Here is a 14938-nt window from a genome sequence, read left to right on the forward strand (position 1 = left end):
GCGGAGATCACCGGGCCCGCGTCGCGGCAGTGCTCCGAGGGCCCCGCGCCCCGCGGGGATCCCGGGGGCCGCGGGGCCCTCGTCGTGTCCTGCCGGGCCGGAGGCCGTGCGTCAGGCCGCCGCGACGGCTTCCAACGGGCTCAGCGCAGCCGCCCGGCGGGCCGGGACGGCAGCCGCGACCGCGCCGATCGCGAGCGAGACCAGGAGGACGAGCAGCAGCGTCCCCCAGGGCGGTGCCAGGGAGTACTGCTCCACCGCCCCGTTGGCCAGCGAGCCGACCGCCCAGGCGCCGAACAGGCCGCCCGCCATGCCCAGCAGGGTGCCGAACGCGGCGACGGTCACCGCCTCCTGCCGGATCATCCACCGGATGCCGGCGCGGTCCATGCCGAGCGCGCGCAGCGCGCCGATCTCGCGGGTGCGTTCGGTGACGGACACGGCCATGGTGTTCACGATGCCGAGGGCGCCGATCACGGCGCCGAGGGCGAGCATTCCGTACATCACCGTCAGCAGGTCGCCCATGGTGCCGGCGGCCTCGCGGACGAGTGCGGGTCGGTCCTGCACCTTCAGCAGCGGGCTGTTGCCGACGGCGGCGCGCAGCCTGGCCTCGGTGGCCCGGGAGATCGCGTCGGGGTGGGTGCGGACGAGGATCCGCTGGACGGAGCGGGGCAGGAAGGCGAACTGCTGCACTTCGCCGCGGGCGGCCAGGGCGTCGCGGGCGGTGGGGTTGTCCCGGTAGACGCCGACGACGGTGTACCCGGTGACGTCCCGGCCGCGGCCGATGTGGGCTTCGACCCGGCTGCCGGTGCTCAGGCCGCTCTCCCGGGCGGTGGTGCTGGAGAGGGCGATCCGGCCGGGCCCGAGGTCCCGGTCGGAGCCGCTGACGAAGTCGAGCCTCATGACGTCGCCGACGGTGTCGGGGTCGACACCGGAGACCTCCCGGACGCTGCCGCCGATGAACAGGACGGAGTCCGTGACGGCGCTCGCGGTCCGCACCCCGGGGACGGCGGCCACGCGCGGCACGGCGTCCGGGTCGATCCCGGTCGTGGTGGTGCGGGAGTTGATCACGTAGTCGGCGCCGAGTCCGGCCGCGGCCTGGCGGTCGAGCGCCTGCCCGGTGGAGTCGCCGACGACGGCGAGCCCGGTGACCAGCGCGCTGCTGATCAGCAGGGTGGCGGCGGTGGCCGCGGTGCGCCGTGGGTCGCGCAGCGCGTTGTCCCGGGCGAGACGGCCGGTGATCCCGAACCGGCCGGTGCTCCCGAAGCGGCCGGTCAGCCGTCCGGCCAGCCGGATCATCGGGACGGCGAGCAGCGGCGCCAGCACGATCAGCGCGACGACGAGGACGGCGCAGCCGAGCATCGCGCTCCGCAGGTTCTCCTCCGAGGCGTCCTTCGCTCCCGAGAGTGTCACCAGCAGCACGGCTCCGAGGACGAGAAGGGCGAGCCCCACGGCGCCGCGGATCCGGGACCGGCCGGCGGAGGGCGGCCGGTCGGCCGTGCGCAGCGCCTCGATCGGCGCCACCCTCGCCGCCTTGCGGGACGGCAGCCACGCGGCGAGCAGGGTGACGCCCACGCTCACGACCAGGGCCGCGATGACGGGACGCGGGCCGATCACCAGGGGGCCGCGGGGCAGGGTCCTGCCGTCGGTGCCCAGGAGGTCGGGCAGGAGCGAGGCGAGGCCGAGGCCGAGCAGGAAACCGGCCGCCGACGCGACGAGGCCGACCAGGAGGGCCTCCGCGAGGACGGAGCGGGCCACCTGGCGGCGCGAGGCACCGATCGCCCGCAGCAGCGCGATCTCGCGGGTGCGTCGCGCCACGAGCATGCCGAAGGTGTTGACGACGAGGAACGAGCCGATGAACAGCGAGACGCCGGCGAACACGGTCGGCAGCTTCTGGTAGCCCCTGGTCAGGGTGGAGACCAGAACGGCCTGCCGCTCGGCCTGGGAGGCGCCGGTGGTGGCCTCGGCGCGGTCGGCCGGGAGCACGGCGGTGACCCTGCGGGAGAGCTCGAACTGGTCGGTGCCGGCTGCGGCGGTCAGATCGATTCCGGTGTACCGGCCCGGGGCCGCGAACAGGTCCTGGGCGGTCGCCGTGTCGAACAGGGCGAGGGTGCCGCCGGCGGTCACCCGGGTGTCCGTGGTGGTGACGACGCCGACGAGCCGCTTTGTCACGGCCGGGCCGTCGGTGGCCAGCGTGATCCGGTCGCCGATGCCGAAGCCGCCGGCGGCGGCGGTGCCGACGTCCACGGCCAGTTCGTCGCCGTTCGCCGGCGCGCGGCCCTCGACCAGGGGGTAGCGGGCGTCCGTGCCGTCCTTGCCGGGTACGTAGGCGGCCGCCGGGTTGGCTCCGGCCCTGACCCGCAGGGGCGTGCCGTCCGCCGCGTTCAGTGCGGCCGTTCCGTCGATCGACGGCCGTACGGCGGCGACGCCGGGCACGCCGGCGAGGGTTCGCGCGAGCGTGTCGTCGAGCACGCCGCTCCGCTCGTCCGCGGCGGTTCCCGGCGGGGGCTCCTTCGCGGTGACGGTGACCGCGATGCCGGCGAAGTCCTTGGACGCGGCGGCGCGGTGGGCCGCGGCGGTCGAGTCCGCGAAGACGAGGGTGCCGCAGACGAACGCGACGCCCAGGGAGACCGCGAGGACGGTCATGGCCAGACGGGCCTTGTGCGCCACGGCGTTGCGCAGGGCTGTTTTCAGCATGAGGGCTTTCCGGACGTGGGAGTGGACGGGGTGCGCGGGACCGGCGCGGGTCAGCTGGTGCGCGAGCGGGCGTCGAAGGCCTTCATCACGTCGAGGACCCGGTCCGGCGACGGCCGTGTCATCTCGTCGACCGGGCGGCCGTCGGAGAGGAAGACCACGCGGTCGGCGTACCCGGCGGCGACGGGGTCGTGGGTGACCATGACCACCGTCCGGCCCAGCTCACGTACCGAGTCGCGCAGGAAGCCGAGCACCTCCGCCCCGGCGCGGGAGTCGAGGTTGCCGGTGGGCTCGTCGGCGAAGACGATCGCGGGCTGCGAGGCCAGGGCGCGCGCGACCGCGACCCGCTGCTGCTGCCCGCCGGACAGCTGCCCGGGCCGGTGGTCGAGGCGCTGGGAGAGGCCGACCATGGACACCACGCGGTCCAGCCACCGCGGGTCGGGCCGGCGTCCGGCGATGGACAGCGGAAGGGTGATGTTCTCCAGCGCGGTCAGTGTCGGCAGCAGGTTGAACGCCTGGAAGACGAAGCCGATCCGGTCGCGGCGCAGCCGGGTCAGCTGCCGGTCGTCGAGCCCGGTCAGTTCGGTGGTGCCGATCCGCACGGAGCCGGAGGTGGGGGAGTCCAGCCCGGCGACGCAGTGCAGCAGGGTGGACTTGCCGCAGCCGGAGGGGCCCATGATCGCGGTGAACTCGCCCTCCCGGAAATCGATGTCGACCCGGTCCAGCGCCACCACCCGGGTGTCGCCGCTGCCGTGGACCTTCGTCAGGGCGGTGGCGGTGGCGGCGGCCGCGACACCGGGCATCGTCTGCGGGGCGTGCGGGGCAAGGGGGGCGGCGGTCACGGAGGACTCCTCTTCGGGTGCGGAAGGCTGCACTCCGAAGGGTGTCCGGGGAACGTATCGGGGCCTGGGCCACCGTGTATCGGCGTCCGCTCCGCTGTGTAGCAGTTCGGTAGCGAGGGTCCGGGAGGGCGACCGGGGTCAGTCCGGCAGGCGCAGCGTGGCGACGGCGCCGCCGTCCGGGGCGTTCTCCAGGTGCAGTTCGGCGCCGAGGACCCGGGCCTGTCCCAGGGCGATGGTCAGACCGAGTCCGTGACCGGGGCCGCGCTCCGCGGCACCCGTGTGGAAGCGGCGCGGACCGTGCAGCAGCAGGTCCGCCGGGAAGCCGGGGCCGTGGTCGCGCACGACGACCGTACGGCCGTCGACGGTGACCCGCACCGGGGGGCCGCCGTGCCGGTGGGCGTTGACGACGAGGTTGCCGACGATCCGCTCCAGGCGACGCGGGTCGGTCTCCGCGGTCGGTGCGGTCGCTGCGGTCTCCGCCGTCTCCGCGCTCCGGGACCCGGGGTGCGGAGGCTCGGCGCCCGGAGGCTCCGCGCGGTGGGACCCGAGGACGGTGACCTCGGTGTCCGTGCCGGTGCGCGCCACGGCCTCGGCGACCACGGCGCCGAGCGGCACCCGGGCGCGGACCGGCTGTTCTGCGCCGGCGTCGAGGCGGGAGATCTCCAGGAGGTCCTCGACCAGGGCGCGCAGGTCGCGGACCCGGGCCCGGAGCAGATCCTCCGTCTCACCGGGGGGCAGCAGGTCGGCGGCGGCCAGCAGACCGCCGACGGGGGTGCGCAGCTCGTGGGCCACGTCCGCGGTGAACTGGCGTTCGGTGCGCAGCCGTCGGCCGAGATCGTCGGCCATCAGGTCGACGGCCGCGGCGATGTCGGCGACCTCGTCGCGGCCCTTGGTGGGCCCGGTCCGCGCGTCGAGGTCACCGGCGCAGATCCGGCCCGCGGTCTGGGAGACCCGGCGCAGCCTGCGGGCGAGCAGCCCAGCCCCGTAGACCGCCACCGGGGCGGATGCCGCGAGCGCGAGCAGTGAGGCGACGGTCATGGTCACGTCGAGCCGGTGCAGTCCGTAGAGCTCCGGGCTCATGTTGACCCGGACGGCCAGCACCGGGCTGCCCGGACCGCCGGTCCGCTGGGCGGCCCAGACGCTCGGCCCCAGGTTCCCCTCGACGTGCCCGTCGTAGGCCGTGTGCCGGTCGCCGTCGGCCGGGTGGCGCAGTGCGGCGGGCAGCTCGATCGGATCCAGCTCGGCACCGTACGCCAGTACTCCGGTACGCCGGTACACGTCCATGGCCGAGTACACGGCGTTGAAGGCCCGGGCTCCGGCCCGGTCGCGGATGTCCTGCGCGGTCAGCACGTGCACCAGTACGCCCACCGCCGCCGCGACCAGGCAGGCGGTGACCGCGGCCAGTGCGGCGATCTTCCAACGCAGGGACGCGCGGACCGGCCGCGGCCGGTGGATCGGACGCACCGGCCTCAGCGCCTGAGCTTGTAGCCGAAGCCGCGGACCGTCTCGATCCGCTCCCGGCCCAGTTTCCTGCGCAGCCGCTGCACACACAGGTCCACGACCCGGCTGTCGCCGTCCCAGCCGTAGTCCCAGACGTTGCGCAGCAGGGTGTGCCGCTCCAGCACGACGCCCGGGTGGGCGGCGAATTCGAGGAGCAGCTTGAGTTCGGTCGGAGTCAGCGCCACCGGGCCGGCGGCGACGAAGACCTCCATGCCGGCGGTGTCGATGGTCAGGTCCCCGAAGGTCAGGACCTCCCCCTCGGACGGCGGCTCCTCGCCCTCGGCACGCCGCGGTCCCGGCGAGGCGGACGCGTAGGTCGCCCGCCGCAGCAGCGAGCGGATGCGCGCCACGAGCACGTAGGTGTCCACGGGCTTGACGACGTAGTCGTCCGCCCCCGCCTCCAGACCGGCGACGACATCGAGCCCGTCGCCGCGCGCGGACATCATCAGAACCGGCACCAGGCTGCTCTCCCGGACCCTGCGGCACAGGCCGATGCCGTCCAGACCGGGCAGCATCACGTCCAGGATCAGCAGGTCGAAGTCCTCGTCCCGGAAGAGTTCGAGTCCGGTGAGTCCGTCGGCCGCGGCCGTCATCGCGTAGCCGTACCGCTCCAGCGCGACGGTGAAGGACCGGCGCATCAGGTCGTCGTCCTCCACCAGCAGCACGCGAACGGGGCGCGGGGAGGCCCCGGTCGGGGCGGACGAGGACACGGGCGGGCAACTCCTGGTCGGACGGTTCGGGTGGTGCACCGGTCCCGGCCGCACAGGTGGCCGGTGACCAGAAGGGAACGATACGGCAGACACCGGACACGGCGACCGCGGCGCAGCCGGGGACACGCACAGCCCCGGGGCAGGCCCTCCTGTGGTGAACCTCCAGGTGGGAGCGGTCGCCACCGGGTCGCCGGCCCGCGGGTCCCCGGAGTCCCGGCCGCCCGCGAGCGCCCTTCGGCGCACGGATTCGATGCACGACCAAGCGCTCACCGATACCTGTCGGATACAGAACCCGGCCGGGGCCGGACACGTCACCGTCCGCCGGGGCGGCGCCCGGTCGATCGGCTCAGTCCCGGTCCGGTGGGCGGACGGCCCCGCGGAGGAGGGCCGCCAGCTCGTCGACGACCTGGTCGAGCGAGGCCTGGAACTGGCCGGCCGTCCAGTCGTGCAGCAGGCCGTTGACCGCGCCGATGAAGGCGGTGGCGGCGATCCGGTAGTCGCGCGGCGCGATCTCCCCGCGGGCGGCGGCGGCCTCGGCCTCGGTGACGATGAGCTCCACCCAACGGGACCGGCGGACCAGTCGCTGGCGCTCCAACTCCTCGCTCACGCCGATGATTTCGACGAAGGCGATGCGCAGCCGGCGCGGGTCGTCGGTGGCGGCGGTGACATAGGCACGCAGCACGGTGGCCATCCGCTGGTCGAAGGCGAGGCCGGCGGCGCCGGTCAGCGCCCGCAGGACGGCCTGCTCCGTCCAGTCGTTGACCAGTAGGTGCAGGTGGGCGAGGACCTCCTCCAGGTTGCGGAACTCCTCGTAGAACTGGCGGGTGGAGAGCCCGGCCGCCTCGCACAGGGCCGCCACCGAGGCGGACCGGTAGCCGGGCCGGTCGCCGAACTGGTCCAGTGCGGCGCGCAGGAAGCGCTCGCGCCGTTCGGCCCGCCGTTCCTGTGCGGACCTGCCGCCGTAGGTGCCCGTGGGCCCGGCCACTGCTGCCACCCCCTCCTCTGCCGCGACCGATGTCCGGTCGATTGTTGCCGACCGACGTCTTGTCAGGGCGGCGGGGCTGTCCTTACCGTCGAGTAACGCAATCTGACAATCGTCCTTTTCAGAATCTGCGCCCTCGTGAAGGAGCGGCGATGTCTCGTCCCGGTTCCCCGTGCCCCCACCGCCCTCGACGTGCCCGCGGCACGACGGCCCTCGCCGCCCTCGCCGCCGCGCTCGGCCTGGCCGTCGCCGCGGCCGCCCCGGCCGCCCCGGTCTCCGCGAACGTGGCCGATGCGAACGTGGCCGACGCACCCCAACAGGCCCTGCGGGAGGTGATGTTCGTGGGGAACAACTGGGACGGCACCGCGGACGTCATCCGCTCCACCGGCGACCTCGCCCGGATCGGGCGGATCAACGTCATCCCGGACAAGGAGCAGCGGCTCACCGAGATCTACCTCAACCCCGTCAAACTCGGCTACTTCCTGGGCATCCGTCTCGGCCCGGGCGAGGGGCACGACCAGTTCGTCGACGACATGTACTCCACCCCGGACGGCTCCGCGGTGGTCGTCTCCCGCCCGAGCTTCGCCGACGTGGTCTCCCTGGACCTCGCCACCGGCCGGATCAACTGGCGCTTCCCGGTATCGGGTTACCGCTCCGACCACATGGCGCTCTCGCCGGACGGCACCCGGGTGGCGGTCTCCGCCTCGACGTCCAACACGGTCCACGTGCTGGACGTGCGCACGGGCAGGCAGCTCGGCTCCTTCAAGACCGGCGACAAGCCCCACGAGAACGTCTTCACCGACGGTGGCGGCCGGATCTGGAACATGTCGATCGGCGAGGTCAACACCGCCCTGGACGAGCCGTGGCTGGACTGGACGAAGGGCGACCGGCGGATCACCGTGGTCGACGCGGACACCTTCGCGCCGGTGAAGGTCATCGACATGCGGGAGCGGCTGGACGCCTTCGGCCGGTCCGACCTGTCCGACGCGGTCCGGCCGGCCGCCTTCAGCCCCGACGAGTCGACGCTGTACTTCCAGGTCTCCTACTTCAACGGTCTGGTCGAGTACGACGTCGCCGGCGACCGGATCACCCGCGTCAAGACCCTGCCGAAGAACCCGGCGACCAGCGAGGACCGCACCACCTGGGTCAACGACTCGCGCCATCACGGCCTGGCGATGAGCCCCGCCGGCGACCGGCTGTGCGTCGCGGGCACCATGGACGACTACGCGACGGTCCTGGACCGGTCCACGCTCCAGGAGGGGCCGCTGGTGCCCGCCTCGAAGCCCTACTGGGCGACGGTGAGCGGCGACGGCAAGTCCTGCGTGATCTCCGAGAGCGGCGCCGACCAGGTCACCGCGATCGACTTCGCGACCGGCCGCAAGACCGTCTCCGTCCCGGTCGGCGACCACCCCCAGCGGGTCCGGCTCGGCCACGTACCGGCCGACTGGACCGGCCCCGCCGGCAGCTGACGGCCGCACCGTCCGCCGCACGTCGCGTCGAGCACGCGCGGTGGGCGACTCCCCGCCCCTCCGGGATCCGCCGGCGCCGATCCCGGACGGCGGGGAACCCAGCGGGGCGGCGCGTCGTCCTGAGGGACATGATCGACATACCTGACACCCGCACCGAGCAGCTCATCGAGGCGTGGGGGAGCGTCTCGGCGTCCTCGGAGCGGGCCGAGGCGGACCCGCTCGTCCTGGACTGCGCCCGCCGCCTGCTCGCCGACCCCGCCGGTGAGCAGGCGCACCTGTGGCTGTTCGGCCTGGTGGAGATGGCCGGCTATCTGGCCTGGCGACCGGGCGAGGAGGCGGAACGGAGCGCACTGGACGCACTGCTCGCCGTCGACCGGGTGGTGGGGGAATCCTCCTGTGCCCACGAGTCGCACCCCTTCGAGGAGGCGATGGCGGGGTTGGAGGAGGACGAGGTCTGGCTGGCCGGGCCCGATCTGAAGGCGCCGACCGCCGGCGGCCGGGAGGACGACCCGTGGCTGTGCCCGGTCAACGTCGCCGGCTTCGCGCGGATCACCGCCGACGTCATCGCCCCGTTCACGGTGGGCGGCATACCCGAGCTGATCCCCGAGGCCCACGAGCGCGCTCTGAGCGACCTGTCGTCCGTTCTCGACGACTACCCGTACGGCGACCCCGGCGACGAACTCTCCTTCCAGGCCGGTAACCTGCCGGTCCGTCCGACGAAGGGCTACCTCGCCGGCTACGTCGTCGCCCAGCACGCGAGCCAGTGGTACGCGACGTCGGAGCGGATCACCGAGCGGTCGGTCCTCGACGACATGATCGCGGGTCTCGCCCGGGTGCGGCCCCACCTGGGCGAGGACCCCTGCGCGCACACCGCTGACGAGCACCCGGAGCTCGACGGCGACCCGAGCGGCAACGCCACCACCGGCTACCACCTGCGCAGCCCCGGCGGCCGGGCCGAGTTGAGGTCCTGGGACGAGGACGAGCCGCTGGAACGGTGGCTCTGCCCGGCCTTCCTGCGCGGCCTCGTCGACGAGGCGCTGCTCAACCTGGGCCACGCGCGGGACGCGCTGGCCCGGGCGCAGGAGGACGGCGGGCCAGGGGAGTGAGGCGGACGGCGGGACCGGGGCGACGCCGGCCACCGGTGGTCGGACGCGGCGGCCCGCGTCCATGCCGCGACCGGTGCCCGTCGATCGCGTTCGTCACCGTCGTGCCGGACGTTCATCAGATCGCGCGAACTCATGGTTGTCCGCTGGTTGGGCCGTACGGGTGTGGTTACGCTCGGTGGCGCCGTCCTGACGGGGCGGCACCCGGTGCGTACCGCAGGCACCGGGGCCGTCCCGGCCGTCCCGCGCCGGTACGGATCGCGCTCGCGCGGTTCCCAGGGGAGTGGACATGAGTTCGGTAGGCCGTAAGACCGTCGCGGTGATGGCCGCGGCACTGGCGTCGCTGGGCGTGGGCAGCGGTGCCACCGCGTCCGCGACCACCCCGGCTGCCCCGTCGTGCAGCGGGGCGGAGTGTCCCGACCTGAAGCCGACGAGGCTCACGGTCAGCCAGGCGAGCCTGAACGTCACCCAGATGCAACTGGAGAACATCCACGCGATGGCGGCCGACGCGGTGACCGGGCAGCCGATCCGCGGCGCCCGCATCGTGTTCGCCACCATCGGCGGGCGGACACTGGGGGCGGCCTACACCGACTACGACGGCATCGCCGCGATCACCGCCCCGGAGAACCTGGGCCCCGGCACCCTCCAGGAACTGCTCGGCGGCTACGAGGCCGCGATGATCGGCGACGGCGTCCACGCCCCGGCCGGCGCCCACGGGGCGATCACCATCGGTATCGACCAGGGCCCCGGCGTCCCGAACGGCCCGTGCTCGGTCTGCAGCGACCGCGGGCTCAAGCAGGACGTGGTCCCGGTCGACTGGAGCCGGTGACGGTGCGGGTGTTCCGCCGTCGGTCCCGGGCGGCCGACCACGGTGTCACGGACCGCCGTCCGTTCGGGGCCCCGGCGGCCGGCGGCGTGGCCGCGGCCGGCGCGGTCAACGGGCACGACGTCCTGGCGACGGTGGCCGCCCTGCCCGTCAGCACCTGGCGCTACCTCTGGGAACCCGAGGAGGTGCGCCACCTCGGCCCGATGGCCCAGGACTGGCACGCCGCCTTCGGCTTCAACCGGGAGGACACCACCATCCCCGTCGTCGACGGCCTGGGTGTCGCCCTGGTGTGCATCCAGGCCCTGAACCGCCGGGTCGACGAGCTGACCACCGAAGTGGGCCGCCTGCGGGAGGCCGCGAACGCGCCCGGGGCCGTACGACGCGGCCCGGAAGGCAGGACGGCATGACCACGCAGGACATCGCGGCAGCACGGGAGGCCGGCGCGGACCGGCCCTCTCCGGTTTCCACGGAGGCGATCTGGCGGCTTCCGGTGACGGTCTGTCGCATCACCCGGTTCCTGGGCGAGCGGACGGCCGGCAGCCTGTTGGAGCGCGCGATCGCCTCCACCGGCGACCGGTTGCGGCCCTCCACGATCGGCGACCGCGAGCTGGCCCCCGACGTCCGCCGGTCCCGGTCGTACCAGGACTTCGCCGCGCCCGAGCTGATCGCGGCCATCGAGGAGGTACGGGGGGCGGTCGAGCACACGCTGGGGGTCGACTGCCGGTACACCCGGCCCAGCTACGGCCTCAACGTGCACAACGACGGTGACTTCTACCGGCCGCACCAGGACAGCAGCGCCGAGTTCTCCCCCCGGCGGCTGCTCACGTTCGTCTACTACCTGCACCGCACACCCCGGCCCTTCGACGGGGGCGAGCTGCGTGTGTTCGACACCGCATTGCCGCTGCACGCGGCGACCACCGGGGACTGGGAGCGGCGCACCTGGCGCGACTGGGAGCCCGAGCACGACAGCGTCGTCTTCTTCCGGCCCACCGCCTGGCACGAGGTGCGCCCGGTCGGCTGCCCGAGCGGGCGGCACGAGGACAGCCGGTTCGCCGTCAATGGCTGGCTGTGCGGCCCGGACCCGGCGCAGTGCCGGGAAGACGCGCGCCCGTAGGCGGCGTCGCCCCGACGTGGCGCGGTGGCCACGGCGCCCCCCGGGGTGGCCGGTCGCCACGGCTGGCACGGCTGGCACGGGCCTGTCGCTCCGGGCCGCGGGGACATCGCGGGGCCACAATGCTGGAGTCACCCGATGCCGACGGGTGGCGCGCCCGGACGGGGAGTTCCCATGAAGAGTGCCGATCTGCTCGCCGACGCCTTCGGCCGGATCCACGAGGCCGTCCACGACGTGGTGGACGGCCTCACCGCCGAGGAGTTGGCCGAACGCGTCGATCCGAAGACGAACTCGATCGTCTGGCTGGTCTGGCACCTGACCCGCATCCAGGACGACCACATCGCCGATGCCGCCGGTACCGAGCAGGTGTGGACCGCCGACGGCTGGTTCGACCGCTTCGCGCTCGGCTTCCCCGCCGGCTCCACCGGCTACGGTCACCGCCCCCGCGACGTCGCCGCCGTCCGCGTCGACTCCCCGGAGCTGCTCACCGGCTACCACGACGCGGTGCACGAGCGCACGCTGTCCTTCGTCCGCACCCTGACCGGCCCCGCGTTGGACCGGGTCGTGGACGAGGCCTGGAGTCCGCCGGTGACCCTGGGCGTGCGCCTGATCAGCGTCATCTCCGACGATCTCCAGCACGTCGGCCAGGCGGCCTTCGTCCGGGGTCTGCTCCGGCGGCGTTAGCCGAGGTCGACGGCTCCTTCGACGCGGCCTGCCGGCTTGTCGGCGCGGCCCGGACGGGGCCGTCGGCGGGCTCCGCTCCTGCCGGGGGGAGCCGGACCCCATGTGCAGTCTATCGACATATCTCGTCCGGCGACTTATGGTTCTCGCAGTGATCGTCGGCGGCGCGAGCCGCTGTGACTCCTGCGTACGTCGGCGTGCCCGATTCCCGCGCGCCGCCCGGTCCGCAGCCAGCTGACGACACGTCACATGCCCCGTGCGCACGGACCCGTGCCGCGGGCATCCGTTCCGTGTTCCCTGGGAGGACCGCAGTGCACCACCGCTTTCGCACGCCCACGGCCTTCGGCGCCGGCCTGGCCGCCGTTCTGAGCCTGGGCCTGGCCGCGCCGGTCGCCCTGGCCGCGCCGGCCGCCGAAGCCGACCCCGTACCCGGTCTGGTGGCCGGTCAGGAGACCACCGCGCCGCAGCTGGTCACGGGCCTGGACGAGCCGGCGCCCGGCAGCCCGGCCGATGCCGCCAGGGCCCATCTCGCGGCGCACCCGGACCGGTACCGAGTCGACCCCGGGCAGCTGACCGAGGTCGCCGCCGTGCGCGACGCCGAAGGTCGGAGCACCGTCAGGTTCCAGCAGTACCACGGTGGTGTGCCGGTGCTGGGCGCGCAGTACCTCGTCCACCTCACCGGCGAGGGCGCCGGGCAGCGGGTCGAGTCGGTCGGCGGCAAGTACTTCACCGGCCTCACCGCGCCGACCGCCGCCGCCGTGCCGGCCGCGGTGCTGCGCGAGCTGGCGCTCGGCGACATCAGGGACCCGCTCGCCCGAACCGGGGCCACGGTGGAGGACCACGGTCCGGTGGTCCTGCCCGGCGGCACCGGGCGGTTGGCGCAGCACTTCACCGTACGGGCGGCCGAGCCGGGCGGCGGCGCACACCGGGCCCGCGAGGTCTACGTGGACGCCACGCTCGGGACGGTCGCCCTCGCCTACGAGAGCCGTGCCGCCGCCGAGCCCGGCGCCGCCGCCGCGGCGGCCGGGATCGAGCCCGCCACGGGCACCGCGCCGGACCTCCTCGGCCGCCCGGTCAAGGTGAACATCGGCCGTCTGCCGGACGGGAGTTACCAGCTGAGCGACCTCACCCGGCCGGCCACGGTCACCACCTACGACGCGGCCGGCCGGGCCTCCGGCGAGGTCGGGCGCGGGATACCGGCCGACCTCGCCCCCGCGCACTCGGCGAGCCCGGACTTCCCGGCCGCCACCGGCACCTCGGGCGCCACCGACGCCCACGTCAACGCCGGTATCGTGTACGACTTCTACCGCGACCGGCTCGGCCGGGAGGGCCTGGACGGCAAGGCCGGACCGATCGTCTCGGTGGTCAACGTGACCGAGTGGGGCGAGCCGCTGGCGAACGCCTCCTGGGACGGGACCAAGATGGTCTACGGCAACGGCAACGCCAAGTACCTCCCGTTCTCCGTCGCGCTGGACGTGGCCGGGCACGAGATGACCCACGGCGTCGTCGAGCACACCGCCGGGCTGGTCCTGGCCGGGCAGGCCGGCGCGATGGACGAGGCGCTGGCCGACTACTTCGGCAACGCCATCGAGGTCACCGCCCGCGGCATGTCGATGAACGACCCGAAGGCCGCCCTGCTCGGCGAGAGCCTCTGCCGCACCGGCACCCCGGAGGCCTGCGCGAGCCGCCGGCTGGACGACCGCCGCACCACCGTCAACGACTACCTCGGCGTCGGCAGCGGGGTCGACAGCGGCGGGGTGCACCTCAACTCGACCATCTTCGGCGGCGCGCTCTGGGACATCCGGCGCACCCTGGATCCGCTCCTCGCCGACCGGGTGATCTACCGCGCGCTCGCCGACTACCTCACCCCGCTGGACGACTTCGTCGCCGGGCGGGGCGCCGTCCTCGCCGCCGGCCGGGACCTCAAGCTGGACCGCGCCCAACTCCGGTCGGTGGCAGCCGCGTTCGACGCCCACGGGATCCGGGCCGGCTGGCAGAGCCGGGTCGGCGTGGACAGCCGCGTGCTGCTGCGCGAGGTCTCCGGCCCGGCCGTCCCCGCGGTCGCCGACGGCCGCTGGGTGATGGCCAACGCGGAGCGGGGCGCCGGCACCCCCCTGTACACGGGCTCCCTCACCGGAGGCGGTACCCCGACCCGGCTCAGCCCGGCGGACAAGCGCTCGCACAGCTGGCCCGCCACCGACGGCACCTCCGCCGTGTGGGTGGCGCTCGGTTCCGACGCCCAGGGCAAGTGGTCGATGGACGTGCTGACCCGCTCGCTGGCCGGGGGCCCGGTCCGCACCCTGTTCTCCTCCCCGTCGAGCCTGCCCGGCGACGTCCGGGTGTCCGGCGGCGACGTCGCCTTCACGGCCTTCGACCCGGCCGCCGGGAGGAGCCGGGCGTACCTCTCCCGCGACGGCGGCCCGGCGGTGGCGATCCCGGCGCCCGACGGTCACGACGTGTCGGGCCTGTCGCTCAAGGACGGCGTCCTCGGCTGGTCCGAGCACTGGGCGGGTGACCAGGGCGACGTCTACGCTCCGACGGTCTACTCGACCGCGCTCGGCAAGGTCACCGCCCAGTACGTGGCGAACGGACCGAAGGCGTGGACCGGCACCACCGTGCTCGCGGGCGGGCGGCTGCTCTGGGTGGAGACCTCCGGCGACGCCACCAAGCGGCGGTCGATCCGGTCCGGCGCGCCGGACGGCTCCGGCGTGAGCGAGATCGTGTCCGGCGACTCGCCGAACGCCCCGTCGAACGCCACCCTCACCGCCTCCGACCGCGCCGTCACCTACCAGGTCGGCAGCGACGACCCGGTCGGCGGCTGGAACAACGCCGCGCTGCCCAAGCTCTGGCAGGTCCCGCTCACCGGCGGCACGCCCGAGCGGCTCTCCTGCAACCGTGGCGGCCAGTACCTGCCCGCCGCCGAGCACGGCACCCGGGTGGTCTGGGTGGACGCCACCGCCGGCCGCAGCGACCTGGTGGTCCGCGACCGTCCGGCCGGCACCTGCTGATCCCGCGCGCACTCCACG

12 protein-coding genes are annotated in these 14938 nt (G+C 74.3%); 7 read left to right on the forward strand and 5 right to left on the reverse strand.

Annotated features, from left to right (window positions below):
* Positions 1 to 111 precede the first annotated feature (111 nt).
* The 5 genes from AB0J08_RS30745 to AB0J08_RS30765 form a co-directional block, all read right to left on the reverse strand.
* Positions 112 to 2691, reverse strand: a complete 2580-nt coding sequence (locus AB0J08_RS30745; protein ID WP_360641123.1) for an FtsX-like permease family protein — start codon at positions 2689 to 2691, stop codon at positions 112 to 114.
* 50 nt (positions 2692 to 2741) lie between these two features.
* Positions 2742 to 3491: an ABC transporter ATP-binding protein gene (locus tag AB0J08_RS30750; RefSeq protein ID WP_360641159.1), complete on the reverse strand. Its 750-nt coding sequence runs from the start codon at positions 3489 to 3491 to the stop codon at positions 2742 to 2744.
* A 177-nt stretch (positions 3492 to 3668) separates the two neighbouring features.
* A complete protein-coding gene (locus AB0J08_RS30755) occupies positions 3669 to 4994 on the reverse strand; it encodes a HAMP domain-containing sensor histidine kinase (RefSeq protein ID WP_360641124.1) in 1326 nt (441 codons plus the stop codon).
* A gap of 5 nt (positions 4995 to 4999) precedes the next feature.
* The gene (gene cseB, locus AB0J08_RS30760) at positions 5000 to 5740 is read right to left on the reverse strand and encodes a two-component system response regulator CseB (RefSeq protein ID WP_360641125.1); all 741 of its coding nucleotides are present in this window, start codon (positions 5738 to 5740) and stop codon (positions 5000 to 5002) included.
* Between the two features lie 346 nt (positions 5741 to 6086).
* Complete coding sequence (locus AB0J08_RS30765) at positions 6087 to 6725, reverse strand: TetR/AcrR family transcriptional regulator (protein WP_360641126.1); 639 nt, start codon at positions 6723 to 6725, stop codon at positions 6087 to 6089.
* A gap of 149 nt (positions 6726 to 6874) precedes the next feature.
* On the opposite strand from AB0J08_RS30765, the gene AB0J08_RS30770 reads away from it, so the two are divergent.
* The 7 genes from AB0J08_RS30770 (at position 6875) to AB0J08_RS30800 (ending at position 14920) form a co-directional block, all read left to right on the forward strand.
* The gene (locus tag AB0J08_RS30770) at positions 6875 to 8191 is read left to right on the forward strand and encodes a YncE family protein (protein ID WP_360641127.1); all 1317 of its coding nucleotides are present in this window, start codon (positions 6875 to 6877) and stop codon (positions 8189 to 8191) included.
* Between the two features lie 128 nt (positions 8192 to 8319).
* Positions 8320 to 9297, forward strand: a complete 978-nt coding sequence (locus AB0J08_RS30775) for a hypothetical protein (RefSeq protein WP_360641128.1) — start codon at positions 8320 to 8322, stop codon at positions 9295 to 9297.
* Positions 9298 to 9583: 286 nt separating this feature from the next.
* Entirely contained in the window at positions 9584 to 10123 is a 540-nt protein-coding gene (locus tag AB0J08_RS30780; RefSeq protein WP_360641129.1) for a hypothetical protein, read from the forward strand.
* Positions 10120 to 10527, forward strand: coding sequence for a tail fiber domain-containing protein (locus AB0J08_RS30785; RefSeq protein WP_360641130.1), 408 nt, complete (start codon positions 10120 to 10122; stop codon positions 10525 to 10527). Before AB0J08_RS30780 ends, AB0J08_RS30785 begins: the two co-directional genes overlap by 4 nt.
* Positions 10524 to 11234 (forward strand): 2OG-Fe(II) oxygenase, encoded by a 711-nt coding sequence (locus AB0J08_RS30790; RefSeq protein ID WP_360641131.1) that lies wholly within the window; start codon positions 10524 to 10526, stop codon positions 11232 to 11234. The genes AB0J08_RS30785 and AB0J08_RS30790 overlap by 4 nt, the downstream gene beginning before the upstream one ends.
* Before the next feature lie 171 nt (positions 11235 to 11405).
* Positions 11406 to 11915 (forward strand): DinB family protein, encoded by a 510-nt coding sequence (locus AB0J08_RS30795; protein WP_360641132.1) that lies wholly within the window; start codon positions 11406 to 11408, stop codon positions 11913 to 11915.
* A gap of 308 nt (positions 11916 to 12223) precedes the next feature.
* Positions 12224 to 14920: a M4 family metallopeptidase gene (locus AB0J08_RS30800; protein WP_360641133.1), complete on the forward strand. Its 2697-nt coding sequence runs from the start codon at positions 12224 to 12226 to the stop codon at positions 14918 to 14920.
* The last annotated feature ends 18 nt before the right edge of the window (positions 14921 to 14938 follow it).

The organism is Kitasatospora sp. NPDC050463, from assembly GCF_040655255.1.
GTDB lineage: Bacteria > Actinomycetota > Actinomycetes > Streptomycetales > Streptomycetaceae > Kitasatospora.